At 72.6% G+C, this 25,959-nt stretch carries 25 protein-coding genes, 1 tRNA gene and 1 pseudogene; 15 read left to right on the top strand and 12 right to left on the bottom strand.

The features are described 5' to 3' along the window. Positions 1–206: 206 nt before the first annotated feature. Positions 207–992, top strand: a complete 786-nt coding sequence (locus tag ACFZDC_RS38960; RefSeq protein ID WP_391331470.1) for a GDSL-type esterase/lipase family protein — start codon at positions 207–209, stop codon at positions 990–992. A 72-nt stretch (positions 993–1,064) separates the two neighbouring features. Here the strand turns inward: ACFZDC_RS38960 and ACFZDC_RS38955 are convergent, their stop codons facing one another. Continuing rightward, a complete protein-coding gene (locus ACFZDC_RS38955; RefSeq protein WP_391331451.1) occupies positions 1,065–1,685 on the bottom strand; it encodes a TetR family transcriptional regulator C-terminal domain-containing protein in 621 nt (206 codons plus the stop codon). An 85-nt stretch (positions 1,686–1,770) separates the two neighbouring features. Next, positions 1,771–2,949, bottom strand: a complete 1,179-nt coding sequence (locus tag ACFZDC_RS38950) for a Glu/Leu/Phe/Val dehydrogenase dimerization domain-containing protein (protein ID WP_391331449.1) — start codon at positions 2,947–2,949, stop codon at positions 1,771–1,773. A gap of 182 nt (positions 2,950–3,131) precedes the next feature. On the opposite strand from ACFZDC_RS38950, the gene ACFZDC_RS38945 reads away from it, so the two are divergent. The 12 genes from ACFZDC_RS38945 (at position 3,132) to ACFZDC_RS38890 (ending at position 14,275) form a co-directional block, all read left to right on the top strand. After that, positions 3,132–4,316, top strand: a complete 1,185-nt coding sequence (locus ACFZDC_RS38945) for an MBL fold metallo-hydrolase (RefSeq protein WP_391331448.1) — start codon at positions 3,132–3,134, stop codon at positions 4,314–4,316. Between the two features lie 726 nt (positions 4,317–5,042). Continuing rightward, positions 5,043–7,268, top strand: a complete 2,226-nt coding sequence (locus tag ACFZDC_RS38940; RefSeq protein WP_391331446.1) for an ATP-binding protein — start codon at positions 5,043–5,045, stop codon at positions 7,266–7,268. Between the two features lie 77 nt (positions 7,269–7,345). Further along, entirely contained in the window at positions 7,346–7,780 is a 435-nt protein-coding gene (locus tag ACFZDC_RS38935) for a roadblock/LC7 domain-containing protein (RefSeq protein ID WP_391331444.1), read from the top strand. Positions 7,781–7,782: 2 nt separating this feature from the next. Then, positions 7,783–8,154 (top strand): DUF742 domain-containing protein, encoded by a 372-nt coding sequence (locus ACFZDC_RS38930; RefSeq protein ID WP_391331442.1) that lies wholly within the window; start codon positions 7,783–7,785, stop codon positions 8,152–8,154. After that, positions 8,132–8,731 (top strand): ATP/GTP-binding protein, encoded by a 600-nt coding sequence (locus ACFZDC_RS38925; protein ID WP_391331440.1) that lies wholly within the window; start codon positions 8,132–8,134, stop codon positions 8,729–8,731. Before ACFZDC_RS38930 ends, ACFZDC_RS38925 begins: the two co-directional genes overlap by 23 nt. A 61-nt stretch (positions 8,732–8,792) precedes the next feature. Further along, a complete protein-coding gene (locus ACFZDC_RS38920; RefSeq protein WP_391331439.1) occupies positions 8,793–9,368 on the top strand; it encodes a GAF domain-containing protein in 576 nt (191 codons plus the stop codon). Between the two features lie 182 nt (positions 9,369–9,550). Then, on the top strand, positions 9,551–10,579 hold the full coding sequence (gene tdh, locus ACFZDC_RS38915) for an L-threonine 3-dehydrogenase (RefSeq protein WP_391331437.1): 1,029 nt from the start codon (positions 9,551–9,553) through the stop codon (positions 10,577–10,579). A gap of 35 nt (positions 10,580–10,614) precedes the next feature. Continuing rightward, on the top strand, positions 10,615–11,808 hold the full coding sequence (locus ACFZDC_RS38910) for a glycine C-acetyltransferase (RefSeq protein WP_391331435.1): 1,194 nt from the start codon (positions 10,615–10,617) through the stop codon (positions 11,806–11,808). 31 nt (positions 11,809–11,839) lie between these two features. Further along, complete coding sequence (locus tag ACFZDC_RS38905; protein ID WP_391331434.1) at positions 11,840–12,742, top strand: LysR substrate-binding domain-containing protein; 903 nt, start codon at positions 11,840–11,842, stop codon at positions 12,740–12,742. A gap of 46 nt (positions 12,743–12,788) precedes the next feature. Next, on the top strand, positions 12,789–13,358 hold the full coding sequence (locus ACFZDC_RS38900; protein WP_391331432.1) for a helix-turn-helix domain-containing protein: 570 nt from the start codon (positions 12,789–12,791) through the stop codon (positions 13,356–13,358). Beyond that, the gene (locus tag ACFZDC_RS38895) at positions 13,355–13,885 is read left to right on the top strand and encodes a GNAT family N-acetyltransferase (RefSeq protein ID WP_391331431.1); all 531 of its coding nucleotides are present in this window, start codon (positions 13,355–13,357) and stop codon (positions 13,883–13,885) included. The genes ACFZDC_RS38900 and ACFZDC_RS38895 overlap by 4 nt, the downstream gene beginning before the upstream one ends. 30 nt (positions 13,886–13,915) lie before the next feature. Continuing rightward, on the top strand, positions 13,916–14,275 hold the full coding sequence (locus ACFZDC_RS38890; protein WP_391331428.1) for an MmcQ/YjbR family DNA-binding protein: 360 nt from the start codon (positions 13,916–13,918) through the stop codon (positions 14,273–14,275). Positions 14,276–14,533: 258 nt separating this feature from the next. Here the strand turns inward: ACFZDC_RS38890 and ACFZDC_RS38885 are convergent, their stop codons facing one another. Continuing rightward, entirely contained in the window at positions 14,534–15,433 is a 900-nt protein-coding gene (locus tag ACFZDC_RS38885) for a transketolase family protein (RefSeq protein ID WP_391331427.1), read from the bottom strand. A gap of 30 nt (positions 15,434–15,463) precedes the next feature. After that, a complete protein-coding gene (locus tag ACFZDC_RS38880) occupies positions 15,464–16,171 on the bottom strand; it encodes a transketolase (protein WP_391331425.1) in 708 nt (235 codons plus the stop codon). 124 nt (positions 16,172–16,295) lie between these two features. Between ACFZDC_RS38880 and ACFZDC_RS38875 the strand changes: the two genes are divergently transcribed. Then, a tRNA-Pro gene (locus tag ACFZDC_RS38875) sits at positions 16,296–16,372 on the top strand. A gap of 28 nt (positions 16,373–16,400) precedes the next feature. Here the strand turns inward: ACFZDC_RS38875 and ACFZDC_RS38870 are convergent. From ACFZDC_RS38870 to ACFZDC_RS38840, 7 genes and pseudogenes are all read right to left on the bottom strand, one after another. Further along, a complete protein-coding gene (locus tag ACFZDC_RS38870) occupies positions 16,401–17,438 on the bottom strand; it encodes an MASE1 domain-containing protein (RefSeq protein ID WP_391331424.1) in 1,038 nt (345 codons plus the stop codon). A 146-nt stretch (positions 17,439–17,584) separates the two neighbouring features. Continuing rightward, positions 17,585–18,919 (bottom strand): SpoIIE family protein phosphatase, encoded by a 1,335-nt coding sequence (locus tag ACFZDC_RS38865; protein ID WP_391331422.1) that lies wholly within the window; start codon positions 18,917–18,919, stop codon positions 17,585–17,587. Between the two features lie 200 nt (positions 18,920–19,119). Next, a complete protein-coding gene (locus tag ACFZDC_RS38860) occupies positions 19,120–19,914 on the bottom strand; it encodes a hypothetical protein (protein WP_391331421.1) in 795 nt (264 codons plus the stop codon). A gap of 181 nt (positions 19,915–20,095) precedes the next feature. After that, positions 20,096–20,632: a DUF4916 domain-containing protein gene (locus tag ACFZDC_RS38855; protein WP_391331419.1), complete on the bottom strand. Its 537-nt coding sequence runs from the start codon at positions 20,630–20,632 to the stop codon at positions 20,096–20,098. 32 nt (positions 20,633–20,664) lie between these two features. Then, positions 20,665–21,813: an amidohydrolase family protein gene (locus ACFZDC_RS38850; protein WP_391331418.1), complete on the bottom strand. Its 1,149-nt coding sequence runs from the start codon at positions 21,811–21,813 to the stop codon at positions 20,665–20,667. 2 nt (positions 21,814–21,815) lie between these two features. Continuing rightward, a pseudogene (locus ACFZDC_RS38845) lies at positions 21,816–23,218 on the bottom strand (glutamine synthetase family protein). Between the two features lie 67 nt (positions 23,219–23,285). Beyond that, positions 23,286–24,095, bottom strand: coding sequence for an SAM-dependent methyltransferase (locus ACFZDC_RS38840; protein ID WP_391331469.1), 810 nt, complete (start codon positions 24,093–24,095; stop codon positions 23,286–23,288). A 163-nt stretch (positions 24,096–24,258) separates the two neighbouring features. Between ACFZDC_RS38840 and ACFZDC_RS38835 the strand changes: the two genes are divergently transcribed. Further along, positions 24,259–25,119, top strand: a complete 861-nt coding sequence (locus ACFZDC_RS38835; RefSeq protein ID WP_391331416.1) for a Cof-type HAD-IIB family hydrolase — start codon at positions 24,259–24,261, stop codon at positions 25,117–25,119. Position 25,120: 1 nt separating this feature from the next. On the opposite strand, the gene ACFZDC_RS38830 is transcribed toward ACFZDC_RS38835, so the two are convergent. Then, positions 25,121–25,927, bottom strand: a complete 807-nt coding sequence (locus ACFZDC_RS38830) for an SAM-dependent methyltransferase (RefSeq protein WP_391331415.1) — start codon at positions 25,925–25,927, stop codon at positions 25,121–25,123. Between the last annotated feature and the right edge of the window lie 32 nt (positions 25,928–25,959).

Below are 25,959 nucleotides of genomic sequence, written 5' to 3'. Positions count from 1 at the left end.
TTGCCTGACACGCCGCCGACGGCCGGACCCCGATCCCCGGGTCCGGCCGTCGGCGTGTCGGGCCGGCTGGCGTATTCCCGGCCGAGGGTGTTGGGGAAGTGGCTTATCTCACCGTCCGTCAACCCTGAATTACGGTCGCGTAGGTCACATCCGAAGGTGAATCATGGTCCGACGTGGCAGACGATTCGAAGAATGACAGCAGATCAGTGATCGGGTCGTACGTGGCGGTGGGGGACAGCTTCACCGAGGGCGTCGGCGACCCCGGCCCCGACGGGGCCTTCGTGGGCTGGGCCGACCGGTTCGCGGTACTGCTCGCCGACCGGCGGCCCGAGGGCGACTTCGCGTACACGAACCTGGCGGTGCGTGGAAAGCTGCTCGACCAGATCGTGGCCGACCAGGTCCCCAAGGCCGTCGAAATGGCCCCGGACCTCGTCTCCTTCTGCGCGGGCGGCAACGACATCATCCGGCCCGGCACCGACCCGGACGAGGTGGCCGAGCGCTTCGAGCGCGCCGTGGCCCGGCTCACCGGGGCCGCGGGCTCGGTCCTGGTGACGACCGGCTTCGACACCCGTGGCGTTCCCCTGCTCAAGCACCTGCGCGGCAAGATCGCCACCTACAACGGGCACGTCCGCGCCATCGCCGACCGGTACGGCTGTCCCGTGCTCGACCTGTGGTCCCTGAAGTCCGTCCAGGACCGCAGGGCCTGGGACCACGACCGGCTGCACCTCTCACCCGAGGGCCACACGCGCGTGGCGCTGCGCGCCGGCCAGGCCCTCGGCCTGGACGTCCCGGCCGACCCGGAGCAGCCCTGGCCGCCGCTCCCGCCCCGGGGCACCCTGGAGGTCCGCCGCGACGACGTCCACTGGGCCCGCGAGTACCTCGTCCCGTGGATCGGCCGCCGGCTGCGCGGCGAGTCCTCCGGCGACCATGTGACGGCCAAGGGCACGCTGTCCCCGGACGACATCAAGCTGTGGATCGCGTCGGTGGCGTGAGGACCGCCATGGCCCCGTACCGCGAACCCGGCGGTGCGGGGCAGGCTCACGGGAGCGCCCCGGCAGGACGGCTCAGCGCACCCGCTCGGTCAACGCCTCCCGCGGCAGCCCGAGTTCCCGGGCCAGGGCGTCGTCCACCCACTGCTGGGCCCGGGACCGCGGCACCGCGCCCGGGTACGACGTCAGCTGCACCGCGAGCCCGTCGAGGAGCGCGGTGAGCCGCAGAGCCGCCCCCGCCGGGTCGGCGCACTCGAACTCGCCCGCTGCCACGCCCTCGGCGACGACCTCGGCGATCGCCGCCTTCCACTGTTTGTCCAAATCCCGGGTGACCTCGCGGAGAGCGGGTTCGCGCAGGGCCACCGCCCAGCCCTCGATCCACAGCCGCCAGCCCTTGGCCTGGCCCGTGGGCGCGTACCAGCGCACCGCCGCCCGCAGCCGGCGCAACGCCGAGGTGCGCCGGCCCAGCAGCGCCCGCAGACGCGCGAGATCGTCCTCGGCCGCATAGGTGAACGCGGCGGCGACCAGCTTCTCCTTCGTCGAGAAGTGATACAGCACCAGCGCGTTGCTCACACCGAGCGCGGAGGCCACGTCGGCGATCCTGACCGCCGCCACGCCCCGCGCCTCGATCTGCTCGATGGCGGACCGCAGCAGCTCCTCCCGCCGCTCCGCCACGCTCAACCGCACTCTCGCCACGCGGTCACCCTAATGCGTCGGTCAGAGCCCCGCCGAAGGGGCCTGCTTGCTCCGGCCACTTCGCGTGCCACCGGCCGGGCCGCCGTCAGCGGTACCAGCCGAAGCGCTCCGCGATCACCGGCAGGCGGTCCGTGACCAGGGCGTGGGCGGCGGCGCGCGGTGTCGTCCGGTCGGTCTCCGCGCGGGCGAGCACCAGATCGATCAGGGCGCGCATCGAGCGGCGGATGTGGGCGAACGCCTCGTCGGCGTCCGGGCCGATGTCACCGAAGAGCGTCCACCACCACCAGGCGTTCGTCGCGGAGTTGACCACCACGTCCGGCAGCACGGTCACCCCGCGGGCGGCCAGCAGCGCCTCCGCCTCGGGCAGCACGGGCATGTTGGCGGCCTCGACGATCCAGCGGGCGGTGATCCGCTCCTGCTCGGCCGTGCCGATCGCGTACGACACCGCCGCGGGCACCAGCACCTCCGCGTCGGCGGACAGCCAGGCGTCACCGGGCAGTTCACGGTCGCCGGGGCGCAGCGCTGAGCGGTCGACGGTGCCGTACCCGTCCCGCGCCGCGAGCAGCGCGTCCACGTCGAGGCCCTCCGGGTTGGCCATGGTCCCCTTGACGTCGGCCACGGCCACCACCGTGAGGCCCGCGCGCGCCAGGAAGCGCGCCGTGGCCCCGCCCATGGTGCCCAGCCCCTGCACGGCCACGCGGGTGCCCCGGTACGGCACCGACGCCCGGTCCAGGGCCGCCAGCACCGACTCGGCGACCCCGCAGCCGCCCGCCAGCTCGTCCAGGCCGATGCCGTCCACCTCGACGGCGAAGGCGTCCGCGAGCCGCCTCCTGGCCGCCGTCTCGTCGTCCAGCAGCGGGTACACCGCCTGGACGGAGGAGACCAGACCCGCCTCCGCCGCCGCGCGCTCCACCAGGTCCTGGGTGAGCCCCAGGTCCTCGCCGGTGGTCCAGAAGCTCTCGATGTACGGCCGCATGGCGCGCAGGTAGCGCACGAGCACCCCGTAGGCCCGAGGGTCCTGCGGGTCGCAGTCGATGCCGCCCTTGGCACCGCCGAGCGGGATGTAGCGGCCCTCGGGGTTGTAGTGCAGGGCCTCCTTCATCGTCATGCCGCGGGCGAGTCCGGCGACCTCCTCCAGCGTGCAGCCGGGCCGCATGCGCAGTCCGCCGCTGGCCACGCCCCGCACCAGCCGGTCGACGACCAGAAAGCCCCGGTGGCCGGTGATGTGGTCGGTCCACACGAGCGACATCAGGGGGGCGGTCATGGGATCTCCCGGAGGTTTGTTACTGAATCGTCGGTCAGTATTCGGAGGGGGCGGACGCTCTGTCAAAGCGCTGGAGCGATCTTGGAGGTGTGCGCGGGCACCGGCCCGCGGCCCGGACGGTCCGGGTCGGTCGGAGGGGCCGACCATAATGGAGGGCCTCAGCGACTCCACCTGGAGGTACCGTGACCGGTTTGCGTTCCCAGAGCTTCGGGCTCAGCGTGCTGCGGCCCGCGGCCTTCGGCGCGGATCCGGGTGGTGAGCGCCTCGCGCGCATCCGCCGTTCCCCCCACTTCAAGGACGGCGTCTTCCAGAACCCCGGCGGCACCGCCCGCACCCGGCCCTCCGGTTCCACGCTGGACTTCGCCAAGGTGTTCTTCGACAAGGACACCCGGCCCCTGCGCGCTCCCCGCGGCACCGTCCCGGTGCACGCCACCACCTTCGCAGACCTCGCCAAGCCGCCCACCACCGGGCTGCGGGTGACCTGGATGGGCCACTCCAGCGTGCTCGCGGAGATCGACGGACACCGCGTCCTGTTCGATCCCGTCTGGGGTGAGCGCTGCTCCCCGTTCCCCTTCGCCGGGCCCAAGCGGCTGCACCCGGTGCCGCTGCCACTGGCCGCGCTCGGCCCGGTCGACGTGGTGGTCGTCTCGCACGACCACTACGACCACCTGGACATGCCCACGATCAAGGCGCTGGCCGGCACGGACACGGTGTTCGCCGTGCCGCTCGGCGTCGGCGCACACCTCGAGCACTGGGGCGTGTCCCCGGACCGGCTGCGCGAACTCGACTGGCACGAGGCCACCAAGATCGGCGGGCTCACCCTCACCGCCACCCCGGCCCGCCACTTCTGCGGCCGCGGCCTGCGCAACACCCAGCACACCCTGTGGGCGTCCTGGGTCGTCGCCGGCGAGGAGCACCGGATCTACCACAGCGGCGACACCGGCTACTTCGACGGCTTCAGGGACATCGGCGCGGCCCACGGCCCGTTCGACGCCACGATGATCCAGATCGGCGCGTACAGCGAGTTCTGGCCCGACATCCACATGACCCCCGAGGAGGGCCTGCGCGCCCATCTCGACCTCCAGGGCGGAGCCCCGTACGGCGTGCTGCTGCCGATCCACTGGGGCACCTTCAGCCTCGCCCCGCATGCCTGGGCCGAACCGGGCGAGTGGACCAAGGAGGCCGCCGAGGAGGCCGGCCAGGCCGTGGCGCTGCCGCGCCCGGGCGAGCCCTTCGAGCCCGCGGGCAAGCTCCCCGCCGAGCCCTGGTGGCGTGGCGTGTCGGGAACCGTCCGCCGCACCTGGCGCGCACTCGGGGCGCTGGCCGCCGAGCCCGGCGTCCGTACCGGACTCGACCTGGAGGGCTGACGGCGCAGAGGACCTGCGCCGCACGACCTCGGTCCGGGGGGCGACGAGAACCAGTCCGCCGACCCGAACCAGACCTTCCTCAACCCGACTCCGTCGTACTCGCCGAACAGTTCTGCGCGCGCTGCACGGCGTACGTGGTCGCACCTGCACCGCGACGACCGCCTTCCACCCGTGTCCGACCTGCGGAACCAGCGACGACTACGCCTACTCCCGGCACCGCGTCGACGGGGCGAGGGCCAAGATCCTCGGCTTCACGCGAGTGGGGCGACGAGCCCGGCGGCTTCCGTCCGCCGTGGTCGGAGATGAAGCGGATCGTCCTGGACGTCGACGCCGGGCGGGTCCAGTTCCGCCTCACGACCCTCTGACAGCGTCCGACCAAGACCAGGCCAACGCTGACACTCTCCGTGACAATTGCAGGGAGGGGTGGGCCCTCACTCGGCGCGGGTGTCGGGTGGATCGCCGTACGGCTCGGGGGTGCGGGGGAGTCGGATGGGTCGTGGGCTCCTGGGGCGACGTCTCCCCGCCTGACCGCTTTTGACCAGGTCGTATCGATCTCTTTCGGGTCACTGTCATCGTCGTGGCGCGGTTATCGGTCTGTCGTACGAAGCCTCATACCAGAGCGGGACCCTGTCCGGGGGACTTTGTCAACTGCCCCCCGCACATGATGCGCAGGCGACTACGGTGAGTGTCCGGATGGCAGCCCGACGGACCAGTACGAGGACGCAGATGTCTCACCTCCGCGAACCGGCCGCCCGCGCCGACCGCCGCGAGGGCGGTCGACACGGACGACCGGTCGCCCGACCCGCTCCCGCACTGCCCGAGACACACATACGGCCCCAACTCATGCGGCTCGCCGTGCTCCCGCCCCTCGCGGTGGCGCTCAGCGCCAGCGCGGCCGTCCTGTTCAGCATCCGCTCCACCGGCGCACGCCCCGGGCCCACCCTGTGGGCCGTGCTCACCGGCGCGGTCGCCGTGACCGTCGCGGGCATCCTGATCGCCGCCGTCGCCGCGGACCGCGCCGCCCGCCTCGTGAGCGACCGTGTCGGCGCCCTGCGGCGCAGCGCCGCCCGGGTCGAGGCCGACCTGCGCGCCCTCGTCGAGGCGCTGCGCCACGGCGAGACCCCGCCGCAGCGGGGCCCGCGCCGCGGGCCGCCCGACGACGCCGACGACTTCGAGCTGCTCGCCGCCGACTTGGCCCGCGCGTACGACGGCGCCGTCACCGCCGTCGTGCAGGCGGCCCAGCTCTCCAGCCAGGCGGGCAGCGAGCAGAAGCTCGAGGTCTTCGTCAACCTCGCACGGCGGCTGCAGTCCCTGGTGCACCGTGAGATCTCGATCCTGGACGACCTGGAGAACGAGATCGAGGACCCCGACCTGCTCAAGGGTCTGTTCCACGTCGACCACCTGGCCACCCGTATCCGGCGGCACGCCGAGAACCTCGCCGTGCTCGGGGGCGCCGTCTCCCGCCGGCAGTGGAGCAACCCGGTGTCCATGACCGAGGTGCTGCGCTCGGCCATCGCCGAGGTCGAGCAGTACTCCCGGGTAAAACTGGTGCCGCCCATCGACGGCGAACTGCGCGGGCACGCCGTGGCCGACTTCATCCACCTGCTCGCCGAACTCGTGGAGAACGCCACGGTGTTCTCCGCCCCGCACACCCAGGTGCTGCTCCGCGCCAACCTCGTCACCTCCGGGCTCGCCGTGGAGGTCGAGGACCGCGGACTCGGCATGCCGGTCGGGGAGCAGACCAAGATGAACGCCCTGCTCGCCGACCCCGACCAGGTCAATGTCGCGAGCCTGCTGGCCGACGGCCGCATCGGCCTCTACGTCGTCTCCCAGCTCGCCCGCCGCCACGGCATCACCGTGCGCCTGCAGACCAACATCTACGGCGGGGTGCAGGCCGTACTCGTCGTGCCGCAGGCCTTGCTGGGTACGGCGCCGGGCCTGCCCGGTGCCGTACCGCAGCGTCAGGGCCCGGCGGGGACCGGCCCGTTGCCAGGGCCGCCGCCCCCACCACCGCACGCGCCCGGGGAGGTCCGGGCCGGCGGCGGAATCCCCCCGCAGAGCGGCGGGGCGGGCCAAGCGCCGGGTGTCACCACCGACTCCGGCACCGGAGAGGGGTGCCCTGGGACCGGGGAGGGGCGCCCTGGGACCAGGGAGGGGCGCCCAGTGATCAGAGAGGCGCGCCCCGGGTCCACCGAGAACCGTCCCGTAGCCGCGGCCGGCGCGCCGGGCGAAGGGCAGGACGGGACCGGCCAGGCCGCGGCCGGCGGCAGGCGGCGGCACGCGCAGCGCGGGTCAGGACGGAGCGGCGCCGCCCGGAACGGGGCCGCGCAGACCGGGGATACCCAGGAGCAGGGCCCGCCGCCCCCGCTCCCCGTGCGCGGCACCCACGAGCAGCGGCCCGACCCGGCCGAGGCCGTGCCCGGCGTCAGCGCGGAGGACCGGCCGGTGGTCGAGGCCCACGCGGGCACCCTGCCCACCCCGCGCGGCGCCGCCGTGCGCGGCACCATGGGCCGGCCTCAACTGCCCCGCCGCCGCGCCCAGGAGCACATCGTCCCCCAACTGCGCGGGGGCCCGGTTCCCCGCCAGGACGGCGACACCGTGCCGGGGCACGACCCCGGCCTGATGGCGGCCTTCCAGCGTGGGATCGGGCTCGCCGAGGCACAGCAGAAGATGGAGCCGACGCACGCGAATCCACCCGACGTGGATTGCGCACACACGGTGTCCGGACACCTTGATGGCGCCCCCATGGGCCTCGCCCACAGGGAATCCGTCGCCCCCGCCCACATGACACCGGCCACCATCTCGCCCCATGGGCGGTCCACACCCGCGGACGCCCGCCCCATGGACGCGAGCCCCTTGGAGTCGGCGCCCATACCCCCGACGCACGCGCACGCGCACGCGCCCGCGTCCGAGGGCACCGGCCGCCCCGACGGGAGCGCACCGGCCGGATGACCGCCCTCTTCAGTCCCGTACCCACCCTCACCCCCAGCGCTCCCGCAGACCTTCGTACCCCAAGGAGTCGATCCACCATGGCGAGCGATGCGCCGACCACGCAGGCATCCGACCTCGACTGGCTGCTGAGCGGCCTCGTGCAACGCGTACCGCACACCACCAGCGCGGTGCTCCTGTCCTGCGACGGGCTGGTGAAATCCGTGCACGGCCTCGACGCCGACAGCGCCGATCACATGGCGGCGCTGGCCTCCGGCCTGTACTCCCTCGGCCGCAGCGCCGGCGTCCGGTTCGGCGACGGCGGGGACGTCCGCCAGGTCGTCGTGGAACTCGCCTCGACGCTGCTGTTCGTCACCACCGCCGGTTCCGGCACCTGCCTCGCCGTGCTCGCCGGCCGGGAGGCCGACGCCGCCGTGCTCGGCTACGAGATGGCGATGCTGGTCAAGAGCGTCCGTCCGTACCTGGTGACAGCGCCCCGGCAGCACGCCGTCGAATCCACGGCGATGAGGCCTTGAGCGTGGCCGCAGTCGGCGACGGGCCCTGGCTGGACGACGCGGCCGGACGGCTGGTGCGCCCGTTCACGGTCAGCAACGGCCGTACCAGGCCCAGCATCGCCCTCGATCTGATGTCACAGGTGATGGCCACCGGTGTCACCCCGCTCGGCTACCTCGGCCCCGAGCACGCCCAGGCACTCGACCTGTGCCGTGCGCCCGTGTCGGTGGCCGAGATCGCCGCGCACCTGAAACTGCCCGCGGTGGTCACCAAGGTGCTGCTCTCGGACCTCGTCGACTGCGGGGCGCTGACCACCAAGCCCCCCGTCTTCCACCACACACCCACTGACCGGTCTCTGCTGGAGGCAGTGCTCGATGGACTACGACGACAGCTCTGACCCGTTTCCCACCGCGCTGAAGATCCTGGTGGCGGGTGGGTTCGGGGTGGGCAAGACGACCTTCGTGGGAGCGGTCAGCGAGATCGCCCCGCTCAGCACCGAGGAGCTGCTCACCACGGTCAGCGCCGCCACGGACAACCTCGACGGCATCGAGAACAAGGTCGAGACGACGGTCGCCATGGACTTCGGCCGGATCACCCTCGATCCGCAGCACGTCCTGTACCTGTTCGGTACGCCGGGGCAGGAGCGGTTCTGGTTCATGTGGGACGAGCTGTCGGAAGGGGCGCTCGGCGCGGTCATCCTCGCCGACACCCGCCGGCTGGAGGAGTGCTTCGCGGCCGTGGACTTCTTCGAGGAGCGCGGCCTCGCCTTCATCATCGCCATCAACGAGTTCGACGGCGCCTACCGCTACAACCCGGACGAGGTGCGCGCCGCCCTCGACCTCGACGCAGGGATCCCGGTCGTCCGCTGCGACGCCCGCATCTCCAGCTCCGGTGTGCAGACCCTGCTCACCCTCGTACGCCACCTGATCGCCCACGCCCCGGCGCCCGCGCCGAGCCACGGCGCCCACATGTGAACCAGCCATACCGCACACGGAGCCGCCATATGAGGTATGCCCACAGCGACGGAGTCCGGCCATGAGCTACGAGCCGCCCCGTCCGGTCCGGGGTCTGCTGCTCACCCCCGAGGACAAGGAGGCACCCGCCCGCATCTCCCGGCTGCGCCGACTCGGCCTGGGGAGTCGGCCCGAGCCCGCTCTCGACGCCTTCGCGGACCATCTCGCCCGGCTCACGGGGGCGCCGTACGCCATGGTCAACTTCGTCGGCGCGGACCACCAGTTCTTCGCCGGCCTGTGCACGCCGGTGATGGCGCCGGTGGTCCGGGAGGACGGCAGCAGGCCCGAGGTCGGCCGGGTCCTGCCGCGCGACCACGGCTTCTGCCCCCATGTGGTGGTCCGCCGCAAGGCCCTGGTGCTGGAGGACGTCCGCGACTACCCGCGCTTCGCCGGCAACCCGGTCGTGGACGAGTACGGCATCCGCTCCTATCTCGGTGCCCCGCTCATCGACAGCTCCGGCATGGCGCTCGGCACCGTGTGCGCCTTCGACGTCGCGCCCCGGGCCTGGGGGCGGTCGGGGCTGGAGACCATCAAGGCGCTGGCCGCCGACCTCGTCGTACACCTCGACCGGTCCGCGGACGACGGGCTGCCGATCTGAGCGACGGGGGCGTCACGCGACGGCTGAGGGGCGTGAAGGAAAGCTGAGGCGGCGGTTAAGAAAAGCTCGATGGACCCCGGCCCGCGCGTACGGCAGATTGCGGGGTGATTCCACCCCTCTCACCCGGTGCGGGCGCCTTCGGCATGCCCACGGCCGGGACCTCACCCACAGGAGCCGTAGCGTTGAAGGCGCTGGTCAAGGAGAAGGCGGAGCCCGGGCTCTGGCTCGCGGACGTCCCGGAACCCGCCCTCGGTCCCGGTGACGTGCTGATCAAGGTCATGCGGACCGGTATCTGCGGCACCGACCTGCACATCCGGGCCTGGGACGGCTGGGCGCAGCAGGCCATCCGCACCCCGCTGGTCCTCGGGCACGAGTTCGTCGGGCAGGTCGTGGAGACCGGCCGGGACGTCACCGACATCCGGGTCGGCGACCGGGTGAGCGGTGAGGGCCATCTGGTGTGCGGCAAGTGCCGCAACTGCCTGGCCGGCCGGCGCCACCTGTGCCGGGCCACCATCGGCCTCGGCGTCGGCCGGGACGGCGCGTTCGCCGAGTACGTCGCGCTGCCCGCGTCCAACGTCTGGGTGCACCGCGTCCCCGTCGACCTCGACGTCGCCGCGATCTTCGACCCGTTCGGCAACGCCGTGCACACCGCACTGTCCTTCCCGCTGGTCGGCGAGGACGTCCTGATCACCGGCGCGGGCCCGATCGGCCTGATGGCCGCCGCCGTGGCGCGGCACGCCGGCGCCCGCAACGTCGTCATCACCGACGTCAGCGAGGAGCGCCTGGACCTCGCCCGCAAGATCGGTGTGAGCCTCGCCCTGAACGTCTCCCGGTCCACGATCGCCGACGGACAGCGGGAGCTGGGCCTGCGCGAGGGCTTCGACATCGGCCTGGAGATGTCCGGCCGCCCCGAGGCCATGCGGGACATGATCGCCAACATGACGCACGGCGGCCGGATCGCCGTGCTCGGCCTGGCCGCCGAGGAGTTCCCGGTGGACTGGGCCCGCGTCGTCACCTCGATGATCACCATCAAGGGCATCTACGGCCGCGAGATGTTCGAGACCTGGTACGCGATGTCGGTCCTGCTGGAGGGCGGCCTCGACCTCGCCCCGGTGATCACCGGCCGGTACGGCTACCGCGACTATGAGGCGGCCTTCGCCGACGCGGCGAGCGGCACGGGCGGCAAGGTCATCCTCGACTGGACCGCGTAACTCCTCATACCCGCCGGCACTTTCAGGAGCCCCCCATGTTCGATTCCGTACGCGACGACCTGCGCGCCACCCTCGACGACATCCGCGCCGCCGGTCTGCACAAGCCCGAGCGAGTCATCGACACCCCGCAGTCAGCGACCGTCAACGTCAGCGCCGGCGGCCGCCCCGGCGAGGTCCTCAACTTCTGCGCCAACAACTACCTCGGCCTCGCCGACCACCCCGAGGTGATCGCCGCTGCCCACCACGCCCTGGACCGCTGGGGCTACGGCATGGCCTCCGTGCGCTTCATCTGCGGCACCCAGGAGGTGCACAAGGAGCTGGAGGCGCGGCTGTCCGCGTTCCTCGGCCAGGAGGACACGATCCTGTACTCCTCCTGCTTCGACGCCAACGGCGGTGTCTTCGAGACCCTGCTCGGCGAGGAGGACGCGGTCATCTCCGACGCCCTCAACCACGCCTCCATCATCGACGGCATCCGCCTGTCCAAGGCCCGCCGCCTGCGCTACGCCAACCGCGACCTCGCGGACCTGGAGGCCCAGCTCAAGGAGGCCCAGGACGCGCGCCGCCGCCTGATCGTCACCGACGGCGTCTTCTCCATGGACGGCTACGTCGCCCCGCTGCGCGAGATCTGCGACCTCGCCGACCGCTACGACGCGATGGTCATGGTCGACGACTCGCACGCCGTCGGCTTCGTCGGCCCCTCCGGCCGCGGCACCCCCGAGCTGCACGGCGTCATGGACCGCGTCGACATCATCACGGGCACCCTCGGCAAGGCCCTCGGCGGCGCCTCCGGCGGCTATGTCGCCGCCCGCGCCGAGATCGTGGCCCTGCTGCGCCAGCGCTCCCGCCCGTACCTCTTCTCCAACACGCTCGCCCCGGTGATCGCCGCCGCCTCACTCACGGTCCTCGACCTGCTGGAGTCGGCCGACGACCTGCGCGTCCGGCTCGCCGAGAACACCGCGCTGTTCCGCCGCCGGATGACCGAGGAGGGCTTCGAGATCCTCCCCGGCGACCACGCCATCGCGCCGGTGATGATCGGTGACGCCGCCAGGGCGGCCCGTCTCGCGGAGCTGCTGCTGGAGCGGGGCGTGTACGTGATCGGCTTCTCCTATCCGGTCGTCCCCCAGGGCCAGGCCCGCATCCGCGTCCAGCTGTCCGCCGCGCACTCCACCGAGGACGTCGACCGTGCGGTCGACGCCTTCGTGGCCGCCCGGGCGGAGCTGGACGCCTGACCAGCGTGGACACCTTGAGATAATTGGTCGCATGATCGAAGCGCGGCGGCTCCACATCCTCCGTGCGGTGGCAGACCACCGCACGGTCACGGCGGCAGCGGCCGCGCTGTATCTCACCCCCTCCGCCGTCTCGCAGCAGCTGACGGCCCTGGAGCAGGAGACCGGCCACCGCCTGGTCGAGCGCAGCGCCAAGGGCGTACGGCTCACCCCGGCGGGCGAGATCCTGCTCAGCCACACCAACGCGGTCCTCGCCCAGCTGGAGCGGGCCGAGGCCGAGTTGGCGGCCTACGGGTCGGGGGAGGCCGGTACGGTCACCGTGGCCGCGTTCGCGACCGGCATCGTCCAGGTGGTGGCGCCCGCCGTGGCCCGGCTCGCCTCTTGCGCGCCCGGCATCCGTATCCGGGTCCAGGACGCGGAGGGCGACGCCAGCCTCCCCATGGTCCTGGACCGGCAGGTGGACGTGGCCGTGGCCGTCGAGTACCGGGGCGCGCCGGCCGCCGGAGACCCCCGGCTCACCCACGTGCCCCTGTATGCCGAGCCCTTCGACGCGGTCGTACCGGTCGGCCACCGGCTCGCCGACGCCCCCGAGGTTCCCCTCGCCGAACTGGCCAAGGACCCATGGATCGGCCCGTACCCCGGGAACCCCTGCCACGACGTGGTCGTCCTCGCCTGCGAAAGCGCCGGGTTCCAGCCCCGCCTCGAACACTCCTCCGACGACTTCCGCGCCGTGGTCGCCCTGGCCTCGGCGGACGCGGGTGTGGCTCTCGTCCCCCGCTCGGCCCTGCGCGGCATGGACGTCACCGGCGTGGTCGTCCGCCCCGTGGACGGTGTGGCCCCGACCCGCCGGGTCTTCGCGGCCGTACGGCGAGGAGCCGAGGGACACCCCCTGATCCGCCCGGTGCTGGACGCACTGGGGGAGGCCGCGCACACGTGAGCCCGGCGTAACACGGGTGTCTCATATTCGGGATAGCGTCCCGAATATGAGAAGTGATCCCGACCCCGTCGATGCCCGGATCGGCGCCCGGCTGGCCGAACTCCGTGCCCAGCACGGCTGGTCGCTCGACGAGTTGGCCGAGCGCAGCGAAGTGAGCAGGTCGACGCTGTCACGGGCCGAGCGTGCCGAGATCAGCGCCACGGCAGCCGTCCTCAACCGCCTCTGCCACGTCTACGGACGCACCATGTCCCAGCTGCTCAGCGAGGTCGAGGCGGAACCGGCCCCGCTGGTACGGGCCGCCGAGCAGCAGGTGTGGCAGGACCGCGCCTCCGGTTTCACCCGCCGCTCCGTGTCCCCGCCGCACTCCGCTCTGCGCGGCGAACTGGTCGAGGGCCGGCTCACCCCGGGCGCCGACATCGCCTACGACCGCCCGCCCCTGCCCGGCCTCGAACAGCACCTGTGGGTCCTCGGCGGCACGCTGGACGTGACGGTCGGCGACACGAGCCACCACCTCGCCGCGGGCGACTGCCTGCGGATGCGCGTCTTCGGGCCGACGAGGTTCCGCAGCACCGGCTCGGCGGAGGCCCGCTATGTGCTGGCGGTGGTGCGGCCATGAGGGTGCTGCGCTGGAACGACGTCCAAGTGCGCCGCGGCAGCGAGGAGTTGGCGGGCCTGCTGGCCGACACCGTGGCGGGGGGTGCCTCGGTCGGCTTCCTCGGGCCGCTCGGGCGGGCGGAGGCGGCGGCCTGGTGGCGGGAGCGGGCCGACGCGGTGGCGACGGGCCGGCTGGCCGTATGGGTGGCCGTGGACGACATGGACCGAGTGGCGGGCACGGTGAGCCTGGCCCTGCCCGACAAGCCGAACAGCGGCCACCGCGCCGAACTCGTGAAGCTGATGGTGCACCGCTCCGCGCGGGGCCAGGGCCTCGGCCGCCGCCTCCTTGCCACCGCCGAGCGGGCCGCCACCGCCTCCGGCATCACTCTGCTCCACCTGGACACCGAAACCGGCAGCCCCGCCGAGCACCTCTACCGCTCGGCCGGCTGGACCCTCGCCGGCACCATCCCGGACTACGCGGCGAACCCGTCCGGCGAACTGCGCCCGACGACCCTCTACTACAAACGGGTGGGCTCGCCGGCCAGGTGACTGTCAGTGGCCCGGGCTACCGTGCGGGGCATGCCGGACGCAGAAGACGTACGCCGTATCGCCCTGTCCCTGCCGGACACCACGGAGAAGGTCGCCTGGAGCATGCCCACGTTCCGGGTGGCCGGGAAGATGTTCGCCACGCTGCCGGAGGACGAGACGTCCCTCGCCGTGCGCTGCCCGAAGGAGGAGCGCGACGAACTGGTGCTGGCCGAGCCCGGCAAGTTCTGGATCGCCGACCACGAGGCCCAGTTCGCCTGGGTGAGAGCGAGACTCGCCGCCCTGGAGGACGAGGACGAGCTGCGCGACATCCTGGCCGACTCCTGGCGCCAGGCGGCTCCGCCCCGACTCCTGGACGCCCACCCCGACTTGGGCCTGCCCGGCGGTCGCTGAAAGTCCCTCAGCGGCGGCAGGGGGGGCGTGGCATGATCCCGCGCGGCGGGAGCGGTGCGGGCGGGGGGACCGGCAGGGGAGTACACGGGATGACCGGCAGGGACGCACCGGGTGACACCGGCCGTGGGTGCGGACCGCGTCCTGCGGATCGCCGCCGTGACCGGTCCGGTGGTGCCCGCGGCCATGCTCACGGTCCCCGCGATCCGGGGGTGGTGCGATCCGACGGGCCGGCTCCCGCGCACGGAACGGGCCCCGCGCTCACGCTCGTACGAAGGTGACGATCCGCTCCCGCAGACTCCGTGCGTCGAGCCCGTGCGCGGCCACATGCTCCTCGATCGTCCCGTACCGGCGCAGCTCACGCCGCCCGACACCGAGGCCCAGCACCCGGTGCGGCACAGCGGCCAGCGCCTCGCTCACGGCCGTCGTCGACGTTCCGGCGAGGTAGGGCTCCACGAGCACGACGTCCGTGCCCGCCGCCTCGGTGGCCCGGCGCAGCCCGGCCGTGTCGAAAGGCCGTACGGTCGTCGCGTACAGCACGGTCAGGTCCAGCCCCTGGGTGGCCGCGAGGACGGTGTCCAGCACCGGTCCGACAGCCACGACCACACCGGTGCGGCCCTCGCGGACGGTCAGGAAGTGTTCACCGCCGACCGGTCGCCCCGCCCGGTTGGCCTGCACGGACAGTCGTACGTACACCTTGTCGTCCCCCGCGGCGACCGCGCGCCGCAGCAGCGTCTCGGCCTCGTCGGGATGCCCGGGCACATGGACGGTCCAGCCGTCCAGGGTGTCCAGCAGCGCCACGTCGCCGGGCGCCATGTGGGTGTGGCCGCCGGCCGGCCAGTCGAAGGAGGCGGCCGCGCTCACCAGCACCGCCCCGGTGTTCTGGTGTCCGAGGTCCAGCTTGACCTGCTCGAAGGGCCGCTCCACGAGAAAGCCGGCGAAGGTGTGCACGACCGGCCGCATCCCGGTGAGCGCGAGCCCGGCCGCCGCCCCGACCAGCAGCTGCTCGCGGATACCGACATTGATCACCCGGTCGGGATGCCGGCGCCGGGCCTCGGCGAAGCCGTCCATGCCGATCTCGGCGAGGACGACCGCGACGCGCGGGTCCTCGTCCAGCAGCCGGGAGACGACAGGGGCGAAACGGTCACGCATGGTGTCCATGAGGGTGTGCCCTTTCGGAAAGCGGGGGAGTCAGGCGTTCTTCGGTTCGACGCGGGCCACGACCACGTGCGGGCGCCCCGGATGCGGGGCGGTGAACGCGGTGTACAGGGCCTCGTGGTCGCGTCCGTCGACGGTCACCGCGGACCAGCCCGCGGCCTCGAACCGGGCGGCGATCCCGCCGGGCCGGGCGTGGCTCGCGGAGGCGTTGTCGACCACGACGGTGTGCAGCCGCTCGAGTCCGGCGGGCCCGGCGAAGGCGATCGCCTCGTGGTTGCTGCCCTCGTCGAGCTCGGCGTCCCCGATCAGCAGCCAGACACTCGGCTCGTGCAGCCCCTGCGCGCGCAGCCCCAGGGCGGTGCCCACGCCGATCGGCAGCCCGTGCCCGAGCGACCCGCTGCCGATCTCCACCCCCGGCACCAGCACCCGGTCGGGGTGATGCCCGAGCGGGGAGTCGTACGCCCCGAACCCCGGCAGCCAGTCGACCGGCACGAAACCCTTCGCCGCCAGCACCGCGTAGTACGCCATCGGCCCGTGCCCCTTGCTCAGCAGGAACCGGTCCCGGGCGGGATCCTCCCGCCGCTCCGGACCGACCCGGAGCACCCGGTCGTACAGCACCCAGAGCACGTCGAGCGTGGAGGTGGCCGCCGGACCGTGCTTCTCGTCACCGGTCATCAACCGCATCAGCCCGGGCAGGTCGCCGTAGCCGTAGGTGCGGTCCTCGTGCGCTGTGATGGTCATGCCGAAGATCGTGCAACCTCAACCATGCTTGAGGTCAACACAAAAGGCCTGCGCGACCACCGACCCGAGTGCGGTATTGTTTCCCTGCGCGTTTCGATCGGGGAAACCCCAGGTCAAACGGCGCCGGGACGTGGCGCAGCTTGGTAGCGCACTTGACTGGGGGTCAAGGGGTCGCAGGTTCAAATCCTGTCGTCCCGACCAGCTTCTACAGCGGTCGGAGGTCGTCTTCTCAGGGATGAGGAGACGACCTCTTGCTGTCGGTGCGAGCCGGTCCGCCCTGCCCTTCCCTCGTACCCTCCTCATCGGGGAGCAGCGGCAGGTGGTCACTGGTGGCGATCTTGGCCACCATCCCGGCGAGCTGACTGCAGGCTTCCGCGATCTCCCACTGGCTCCGGTTCCGCTCGCTGATGACTGCCGCGAGCAGCAGCGCGGTCAGTGCGGCGGAACCGTTGAACGCCTGCAGAGTGATCATGTTGGTGAGCAGGTCGTGACCGGCGAACGGGCCTGCTCGCTGGGCGGCTGCAATGATCGCGAAGGTCGACACGGCCAGTGCGCAGGGCGCGGCCCCGGCCAGCTGGAAGCGGAAGGCCGCCCAGATCAGCAGCGGGAAGCCGAGGAACAACAGCGGTGTGTGCGTGGTCTCGAGGAGACCGGCGCCGACCGTGGCAGCGACGAGCAGCAGCCCCTCCACCCACCGGGACGGTGGCACGTCCTTCGGCAGGCGTGCCGAGCGCAGGACGAGCAGAACCGGAGTGACCACCAGGACGCCCATCGCGTCGCCGGTCCACCAGACCGACCACGTCGGCCAGAAGTCGCCGGTGCTCAGCACACCGGCGAGGACCAGGGTCGCGCTGCCCAGCGTCGCGCTCACCAGCATCCCGGTGAACGCGCCGAGGAAGATCAGTGCGAGCGCGTCCCGCAGACGGTCCAGTTCGTTGCGGAATCCCGCACGGCGGAGCAGGGCGTAGGAGCACAGGGGCGCGAGGGTGTTTCCCGCCACGATCGCGAGCACGGCCGCGAGCGACGGCCCCAGCGAGACGTTGACCAGGAACGCGCCGAGGGCGATGCCGGGCCAGAGCCGCGGGCCGCGCAGGAGCAGGGCCGCCACCGCGATACCGCTCGGCGGCCACAGCGGGGTGACCTGGCCGCGCACCAGCTGCTGGAGCAGACCCGCCTCGGCCGAGCCGAAATACAGCGCGGCGAGGGCACCGCTCTCCAGGGCGGCCAGGGCACCGCGCCGGAGGCGTTCACGCCGCGCGACAGCCATCGGGCGACCTCCGTGTAGACATCGCCCCGAAGCCCATCATCCGCCGCAACGGCCGGATCCTCCACGGCACCGTCGAGCCGCGAGGCCGTCACCTCAGGACGGAAGGCCGGCCTGCCGGGTGGGCGGCGGGCGGGAGACGCGCCGGATCAGGCGCCCGGGGTGCGCACGGCGAGGATGGCCATGTCGTCGTGACCGTCGCTGGGGTGGTGATCGGCCAGTGCCTGGACGAACTCCGGCAGGGGGAGGGCGGCGTGCACCGCGGCGAGCGCGGCGAGATCGTTCAGGCTCTCGTCGATGGGGTGGGCGGGATGTTCGATCAGCCCGTCGGTGAAGAAGACCACGGTGGCGGCCGGGGGCAGGAAGCGCGAGTGGTTGGGGCGGGGCTGCTCCGTGTCGACGCCGAGCGGCAGGCCGGGCTCGGCGAGCAGGAATTCCACGGGCCGCTCGTGGGTGATCAGCAGGGGCGGGACATGGCCCGCGGTGCTCCAGCGGAGCCGCCAACCCGATCCCTCCGGTTCGATGCGGGCCAGGGCGGTGGTCGTGACGGGGTTGTTCGTGATGGCCGCCAGGGTCCGGTCGAGCTGGGCGAGGATCGCTCCGGGCGGATTGCCCTGGTCGAACAGCAGGGCGCGCAGCATGTTGCGGGTGGAGGCCATGGAGGCCGCGGCCTGCAGGTCGTGGCCGACCACGTCGCCGATGACCACCGCCACGACGTTGTCGGCCAGGGGGATGACGTCGTACCAGTCCCCGCCCAGCTGACTGGGCTCGGCGGCGGGCCGGTAGATGGCGGCCGCGGTGAAAGCCCCCAGGTCGGGCAGGGTCGGCAACAGGAGCCGCTGGAACTGCTCGGCTCCTACGCGGACACGTTCGAACAGGCGGACGTTTTCGATCGCGATACCGGCGGCGCTGGCCAGCGCGACGACCACGTTCTCGTCGTGGATGTCGAAGGGCTGCCCGTCGAGCCGCTCGGAGAGGTAGAGGTCACCGTAGATCTCGCCGCGCACGGTGATGGCGACGCCGAGCAGGGTGCGCAGGTGCGGGTGGCCGGACGGGAACCCGGCGGAGGACGGATGCGTCAGGATGTCGTCGACCCGCAGCGGTTCGGGGTAGCGGATCAGATGGCCGAGGACACCGAGGCCACGGGGCAGGCCGGCCTCGGCCAGATCATGGCGCTCCCGCTCGGTCAGACCGGCAGAGATGAACTGCTCCAGGTCCTCTCCGGACTCGCCGAGCACGCCCAGCGCCCCGTACCGGGCGCCGACCAGCTCCATGGCGGTGGTCACGATCCGGTGCAGCACCCCGGGCAGTTCCACCTCACGGCTGATGGCCACCACCGCATCCAGCAGGCCCTGCAGTCGGTCCATGGAGGAGAGCAGGGCGCGCAACTGCTCGTCGATCCGGCCCAGTTCGGAACGCAGGCGCACGTGCAGGTCGGGGAGGTGCGGCTCCCTCGGCGGCTTCCCTCCTCGCTTTCCTGCCATCGAGCCTCACCGCCGTCACGATCGCCTGGTGGCCTGATTCCTTCGATTGTGACATCGGCGTCCCTGGCTGGGTGCCCCTGCTCGGCATCCCTGCTCGGCGCCCGCGCCTCGGCGGCCCCTGGTGAGCGAGCCGCCGAGACGTGGGTGAGAGGGTTTCGCGGGCGCGGCGAGCACGGCCCTCTCCCGGGCTCCGGGCGGCTTCAGGCGGTCCGGACGTCCCGCCGGGACACCGTGAGGTAGCCGACCAGCCCGAGGATGGCCACGGTCCAGGACAGCGTCACCGGGCCGAGGCCCAGGCCCAGGCCGCCCCGGTGCGGCTCCAGGGCCATCCAGTCGGCGATCGAGGCGCCGAGGGGGCGAGTGATGACGTACGCCGCCCAGAACGCGCTCACCGCGCCCAGGCTGCCCGCCCGGTGGGTGAGGGCCGGGACACAGATCGCCAGGGCGAACAGGACGGCCGAGCCGAGGTAGCCGAGGCCGATGGTCGCGGTGAGGTCGCCGGCGGCGGTGCCGAGCGCGAACGTGGCGAGGACGGCCGCCCAGTAGAACGTCTCGCGGCGGCGGGTGCCGATGCTGTGGATCGACAGGGTCCGCTCGCTCGCGTACCAGAGGGCGAACACGGCGGCCAGGGCGACCATGAAGAGGGGCGTCGAGAGGGTGTAGGGGACGCCCATGCCGACGTGCAGGACGTCGGCCGCCATCGTGCCGAAGACGCTGACCATGACGATCGCCGTCCAGTAGATCCAGGCGACGTAGCGGCGGACGGCGAACTGGAGCAGGAGGGACGCCACGAAGGCGAGACCACCGAGACCGACGGCCGGGATCGGGCCGAGGAGGTGCGCCAGGAAGTCGGACGCGGTCTCGCCCATGCCGGTGGTGAGGACCTTGATGATCCAGAAGTAGACCGTGACCTCGGGCACCTTGTTCGCGGTGGCGCGGATGCGGTCACGGGCATGGCCGCCGGGCCGGCGGTCGAGGACGTGCTCTGTGCTCATGATCCGCACCCTCGCACGGCCGGCTGCCGAGCCCCCAGCCCCCTTTGCCATTGCTTTGGGGCTTCTGGTGCAGGTGTTGCCACGGGTTCCCGCGAGCCTGAAAGCAACCTGAACGCGTCGAAGAAAGCCCTGGTCGGCGACGGACCGGCCTGATAGACAGGCCAGTCACCCGCCACCGGTGTCAGGACACCAGACCCACGTGCGCGAGCGCCTGCTTCAGCAGCACCCCGTGCCCGCCCGGCATCTCGTTCTGCACGGCCGGCGAGGCGGCCTCCTGCGGGCTGAACCACACCAGGTCCAGCGCGTCCTGCCGGGGCCGGCAGTCGCCGGTCACCGGGACGATGTAGGCGAGGGACACCGCGTGCTGGCGCGGGTCGTGGTACGGCGTGATGCCGGCCGTCGGGAAGTACTCCGCGACCGTGAACGGCTGCAGCGAGGCCGGTACCCGGGGCAGCGCGACCGGACCGAGGTCCTTCTCCAGGTGGCGCAGCAGCGCGTCGCGGACCCGCTCGTGGTGCAGGACGCGACCGGAGACCAGGGTCCGGCTGACCGTTCCGTCCGGGCCCATGCGCAGCAGCACTCCGATGCTGGTGACTTCGCCACTGTCGTCCACGCGCACGGGCACAGCCTCGACGTACAGGATCGGCATACGGGCCCTGGTCATTTCCAGCTCGTCCGTGGTCAGCCAGCCGGGCGTGGTTTCGGTCATGTCAGACATTGCTTGATCATACTTTCCGGGTGGGCGCCCGCTCAGTCGCGGGCCGGATCGTTTTCGGGCAGTCCGTACAGTCGGCGGGCGTTGTCGCGGCCCGTCCAGGCCGCGACGCGCAGGGCGTCGGGCAGGCTCAACTCGTCGGCGTCCACCCGGGCTTGCAGCATTCCGGCCAGCCCCTGCCGGAAGGACAGCGCCCCCAGGTGGTGGAACTCGGCCACACCATAGGCGTCGGAGCTGTACAGCAGTTTGCGGAACGGGGTGATCTCCAGCGCCTCCTCCAGCACCGTCCGGGAGCGGGCCGGCCCGGTGTAGTGCAGGGCCAGGCCGACGTCCAGGTGGACCCGCTCGAACGCCGTGGCCAGGTAGGCGGCCTGGCGGTGGTACGGCCAGCAGTGCAGCAGCAGGACCGGGATCGTGCCGGCCGTCAGGTGCAGCCAGTCGGTGAGCAGGGCGGGGTCGGCGCGGTGCAGCCGTACGTCGGCGTCGCCGAAGCCGGTGTGCAACTGGAGCGGCAGGCCGAGGTCGACCGCGGTCCACAGCAGGTGCCGTACCAGGACCGGGTCCCTCAGGCGTCCGCCGTCCGTGAGCCAGTGCCGGGCGGCCTGCGTCACCTCCGCGCCCGTGGGGCACTCGGGGGCGAGGGCGAAGCCCGTGCGGTAGGCCGCCACCGACTTCACCGCGACCACGCCCGGCCGTCGCACGGCCTCCTCGGCGGCAGCCCGGAACACGGCTGGGTACTCACCCGCCTCCACGCCGCGTGCGGCCACCGCCTCGGCGACCTGCTCCAGCCGTACGACCTCGTACGCGGTGGCACCGGCGGCCTCGGCCAGTTCGGCGGGGGAGGTGACGGGGTGCGGGGCGTAGCCGGTGTCGACGCAGAACACCTCGGCTCCGGCGGCGGTCAGGAAGCGGCGGTTAACCTCGTGCGGGCCGAGGGCGGAGCGCCGGGCCAGGTAGTCGGCGGCGGGCACGTGCCGGGGCAGGTCCAGCAGGGGCGCGCAGTGCCGGCGTACCGCCACGCCGACCGGGCTGTCGAAGGGCGAGACGCCGGGCCAGGCCTCGCCCTCGGTGATCAGTGACTCGAACTGCCCGGGCGCGAGATCGGCCGTCACGGCGCCGTGGCAGTGGTGGTCGACCAGGGGCAGCGCGGCGAGGGCCTCGTGGACCGGGCCGGTGGCGGGCATGGTCAGTACTTCCAGCGGTAGGCGGCCGCCAGCTGCGCGTCGTCGAGGTCGTCCACGGCCGCCGCCTCCCCGAGCCGTACGGCGGTCACCGCGTCCGCAAGGACCGGGCCCAGCGCGGTGCGCAGCACCGGGTCGGCCCGGAACTCCTCGACGGCCTGCGGCAGCGAGCGCGGCAGCCGCCGTACACCGAGGGCGGCCGCCTCGTCCGGGCCGTAGCGGGCCGGGTCCCCGGTGATCTCCTCCGGCAGCGGCAGGGACGCCGTCGTCCCGTCGAGGCCGGCGGCGATGACGCAGCCCAGCGCGAGGTAGGGGTTGGCGGCCAGGTCGACCGGCTTGACCTCCATGTTCGCGTCCTGGTCCCGGCGGCCCGCCGTGCCGGTGACGATCCGCAGCGCGGCCTCGCGGGTCTCCCGGCCCCAGGCGGTGAACACCCCCGCCCACTGGGAGGGCTTGAGCCGCAGATAGCTGACCGGGCTGGGCGCGGTCACCGCCGTCAGTGCGGGAAGGTGGGCGAGCACCCCGGCCACGAACGACTCGGCCTCGGCCGTCATGCCGTACCGGCCCTCGCCGCCGGAGTGCAGGTTCACGCCGCCGCGCCAGCAGGACAGGTGCAGATGGCCGCCGTTGCCGACCCCCTCGGCGAGGACGGCGGGCGCGAAGGACACCCGCAGCCCGTGGCGCTGCGCCACCGCCCGGATCGTCTGTCGCACCAGCACGCTCCGGTCGGCCGCCGCCACCGGATCCAGCGCACCCACCGAGACCTCGAACTGGCCGGCCGCGTACTCGGGATGGATCTGGTCGACGTCCACGCCCTGCGCCGCGAACGCGGCCAGCAGGTCGGCGGTGTAGTCGCTCAGCTCCACCTGCCGGATGGCGCCGTACGCCGGCCCGCAGACCGCCGGGACGAAGTCCCCGCCGGGCGCCGAGCCGAGCCCGACCGCCCACTCGATCTCGACGGCTGCCCTGAAGAGGAGCCCGTGCCGTTCGGCGGCGTCCGTGACGGTCCGGCGCAGAAAGGTCCGGGCGCAGCCGGGGTGCCGCTCGCCCTCCTGTGTGATCCGGTCCACCGGCGCCCACGCCCAGCCGGGCTGCCCCGCCAGGGGCACCAGCTGGTCGAGGTCCGGGTAGAGCCTGAGGTCGCCGTCGGGGGAGCCGAGGACGTCGGTGGTGACGATCGAGTCGTCGGCGAGGAACGTGTCGAAGACCGGCGACATGCCGACCCCCCAGGCCACGGCCGCCTCCAGCCGTGCCGTGGGGATCGTCTTGACCCGGCCGACGCCCGCCGTGTCCACGTACGCGAGGACGATCCCGCGCACGCCCTGGGCGGCGAGGTCCGCGGTGAGCGCGGGATCGTCCTCAGGTCGCCGGGGCGCCCGCCGGGCACCGGGTCGGCAAGGGTGGTCATACGTCCTCCTCGACGGGCTCGGCGCCCCGCGTGCTCGGGGTCAGGGGGCGGGTTCGGCCCCGCGGGCTCAGGGTTTCACGGCCACCACGCCGTACTGGGGCACCGCGGCGGCATCGGCCTCGGCGCGCCACTGCGAGCACGGCACCAGACCCGGCTCGACCAGCTCGAGACCCTCGAGGAACGCGGCGATCTCGGCGCGGCTGCGAGCGGTGATCGGTGGGGTGGCGTTGGCGTTCCAGAACTCCATCGCGGCGAGGTTGCCCTCACCGCCCACCTCGGCGTCGAAGGTCGGGTGGGTGAGGACCAGGTGGCTGCCGGAGGGGACCGCCGCCATGATCCGCCGCACGATGTCCCGGGCCTCCTCGGTGTCCAGGACGAAGTTGAGGATGCCCAGCATCATCACCGCGACCGGCCGGTCCAGGTCCAGGGTTTCGGCGGTGCGCTCGACGATGGCGTCCGGGTCGTGCACGTCGGCGTCGATGTAGTCGGTCACGCCCTGGGGGGAGCTGGTGAGCAGGGAGCGGGCGTGCACGAGCACGATCGGGTCGTTGTCCACGTACACGATCCGTGACTCGGGCGCGATCCGCTGGGCGATCTCGTGGGTGTTGTCGACCGTGGGCAGCCCGGTGCCGACGTCGAGGAACTGGCGCAGCCCGCGCTCGGCGGCCAGGAAGCGCACCGCCCGCCCCAGGAAGTCCCGGTCCGCGCGGGCCACCGCCCGGATGACCGGGAACATGCCCGCGACGTGCTCGCCGACCCCCTGGTCGACCTCGTAGTTGTCCTTGCCGCCGATCCAGTAGTTCCAGACTCGCGCGTTGTGCGCCACGGAGGTGTTCAGTCGCGCCGATCCGGCCGTAGGGGAATGTCCCTCGGTCACGTGTCCGCCCTTCTCACGTGCGTTGTCCGTCGTCATTGTGCCGTCCCCCTGATCGCGCTGTCCCGGGAAACGCGTACCGTGACCGTCCGGGCACCCCCTCCGGGACGGCCCTGCGCATGAGGAACACTGGACGCCGTACCCCGTTCCCGACCGGAAGCAGGACATGCCCGCCACGCCCGCGTCCCTCCTGAATGCCCCCACCCTTCCCGCCGGCTCCGCCGACATCCGGCTCGTCGTCACCGACATGGACGGCACCCTGCTGGACGACGCCAAGCGGATCCCGGACGGCCTGTGGCCGATGCTCGCCGAACTGCGCCGCCGCGGTGTGCTGTTCAGCCCGGCGAGCGGCCGCCAGTACGCCACGCTGGCCCGGCAGTTCGCGGAGGTCGCCGAGGGCATGGTGTTCATCGCGGAGAACGGCACTTATGTGGTCCGCGACGGTGTGGAGCTGAGTTCCGACCCGCTGGACCGGTCCGTCGCCGCGGACATCGCCCGGACGGTACGGCGGCTGGTCGCCGGCGGCGTCGACGTGGGCGCCGTGGTCTGCGGCAAGCGGTCGGCGTACGTCGAGCGGAGCGACGAGGCGTTCCTGGCGGAGGTGCGCAAGTACTACGTCGAGCACCGGATCGTCGAGGACGTCACCGCCGTCGAGGACGACGTGATCAAGGTGGCGCTGTTCGACTTCGGGCCCGCCGAGCACACCACCGCCCCGGCCCTCGAGGCCTTCGCCGCCACCCACCAGGTCGTCGTCTCCGGCGAGCACTGGGTCGACGTCATGAACCGCACCGCCGACAAGGGCGCCGCCCTGCGCTGCCTCCAGCGCGAGCTGGGCATCACGCCCGCGCAGACCATGGTGTTCGGCGACTACCTCAACGACCTGGAGATGCTGGACGCCGCCGAGTGGTCCTTCGCCATGTCCAACGCCCACCCGGAGGTCGTCCGCCGCGCCCGCCACCTCGCCCCGTCCAACAACGACAACGGGGTGCTGCGGACGATCTCCCGGGTGATCGGGATACCGCTGTGACTCACCGGGGCGGCTTGCGACCCACCGCCCCGTACAGCGAGACCGGCCCTTCGGTGTCGGGGGCCTCCTCGGGCCGCCAGTGCGCCACCGACACGATCCCGGGCTCCAGCAGGTCGAGGCCCTCGAAGAACGTGCCCACCTCGGCGTGCGAGCGCGCCACCAGGGTGACCCCGCCGGCCGCGTAGGCGGCGATGCCCCGGTGGACGTTCTCCGGTTCGAGGTCGGCCGTCATCGTCGACAGCACCAGGCAGCTGCCCGGGGCCAGCGCCTCGACCAGCGTGGCGACCAGGTCGTGGGCGCCCTCGTCGTCGGCGACGAAGTGCAGCAGGGCGATCAGGGACAGGGCGACCGGACGGTCGAAGTCCAGGACGCGGGCCGCCTGTTCGAGGATGGCGCGCGGATCGCGGGCGTCGGCCTGGACGTACTCGGTCACGCCTTCGGGCGTGCCGCGCAGCAGCGCGTTCGCGTGGGCCAGCACGATCGGGTCGTTGTCGACGTAGACGACGCGGGCGTCGGGGCCGACGGACTGGGCGATCTGGTGCAGGTTGGGCTCGGTGGGTATGCCGGTGCCGATGTCCAGGAACTGGCGGATGCCCGTCTCCTCGGCCAGCGCACGCGTGGCCCTGCGCATGAACGCCCGGTTGGCCAGGGCGGCGCGCGGGGCACCCGCGTCGATCGCCGTGATGCTCCGGCCGAGTTCCTCGTCGACGGGGTAGTTGTCCTTGCCGCCGAGGAACCAGTCGTACACCCGCGCCGGATGCGGCCGGGTGGTGTCGATCTCGTGGGCGGCCGGCTCGGTCCCCGTCACGTGCTGCTCCTCCGTTCGACCGGCCCCCGTGG

Source organism: Streptomyces sp. NPDC007905, assembly GCF_042959345.1.
Taxonomy (GTDB): Bacteria; Actinomycetota; Actinomycetes; order Streptomycetales; family Streptomycetaceae; genus Streptomyces.
The sequence above is the reverse complement of the archived record's forward strand: the minus strand, read 5'-3'. Positions and strand labels throughout refer to the sequence as shown.

Bases quoted from the DNA above. Each gene is read 5' to 3' on its own strand.
- ACFZDC_RS38860 (WP_391331421.1), bottom strand. From the start codon at position 19,914: ATGAGCACAGAGCACGTCCTCGACCGCCGGCCCGGCGGCCATGCCCGT.
- ACFZDC_RS38895 (WP_391331431.1), top strand. From the start codon at position 13,355: ATGAGGGTGCTGCGCTGGAACGACGTCCAAGTGCGCCGCGGCAGCGAG.
- ACFZDC_RS38910 (WP_391331435.1), top strand. From the start codon at position 10,615: ATGTTCGATTCCGTACGCGACGACCTGCGCGCCACCCTCGACGACATC.
- ACFZDC_RS38835 (WP_391331416.1), top strand. From the start codon at position 24,259: ATGCCCGCCACGCCCGCGTCCCTCCTGAATGCCCCCACCCTTCCCGCC.
- ACFZDC_RS38925 (WP_391331440.1), top strand. From the start codon at position 8,132: ATGGACTACGACGACAGCTCTGACCCGTTTCCCACCGCGCTGAAGATC.
- ACFZDC_RS38940 (WP_391331446.1), top strand. From the start codon at position 5,043: ATGTCTCACCTCCGCGAACCGGCCGCCCGCGCCGACCGCCGCGAGGGC.
- ACFZDC_RS38950 (WP_391331449.1), bottom strand. From the start codon at position 2,949: ATGACCGCCCCCCTGATGTCGCTCGTGTGGACCGACCACATCACCGGC.
- ACFZDC_RS38850 (WP_391331418.1), bottom strand. From the start codon at position 21,813: ATGCCCGCCACCGGCCCGGTCCACGAGGCCCTCGCCGCGCTGCCCCTG.
- ACFZDC_RS38855 (WP_391331419.1), bottom strand. From the start codon at position 20,632: ATGTCTGACATGACCGAAACCACGCCCGGCTGGCTGACCACGGACGAG.
- ACFZDC_RS38870 (WP_391331424.1), bottom strand. From the start codon at position 17,438: ATGGCTGTCGCGCGGCGTGAACGCCTCCGGCGCGGTGCCCTGGCCGCC.
- ACFZDC_RS38935 (WP_391331444.1), top strand. From the start codon at position 7,346: ATGGCGAGCGATGCGCCGACCACGCAGGCATCCGACCTCGACTGGCTG.
- ACFZDC_RS38900 (WP_391331432.1), top strand. From the start codon at position 12,789: ATGAGAAGTGATCCCGACCCCGTCGATGCCCGGATCGGCGCCCGGCTG.
- ACFZDC_RS38905 (WP_391331434.1), top strand. From the start codon at position 11,840: ATGATCGAAGCGCGGCGGCTCCACATCCTCCGTGCGGTGGCAGACCAC.
- ACFZDC_RS38920 (WP_391331439.1), top strand. From the start codon at position 8,793: ATGAGCTACGAGCCGCCCCGTCCGGTCCGGGGTCTGCTGCTCACCCCC.
- ACFZDC_RS38880 (WP_391331425.1), bottom strand. From the start codon at position 16,171: ATGACCATCACAGCGCACGAGGACCGCACCTACGGCTACGGCGACCTG.
- ACFZDC_RS38890 (WP_391331428.1), top strand. From the start codon at position 13,916: ATGCCGGACGCAGAAGACGTACGCCGTATCGCCCTGTCCCTGCCGGAC.
- ACFZDC_RS38865 (WP_391331422.1), bottom strand. From the start codon at position 18,919: ATGGCAGGAAAGCGAGGAGGGAAGCCGCCGAGGGAGCCGCACCTCCCC.
- ACFZDC_RS38885 (WP_391331427.1), bottom strand. From the start codon at position 15,433: ATGGACACCATGCGTGACCGTTTCGCCCCTGTCGTCTCCCGGCTGCTG.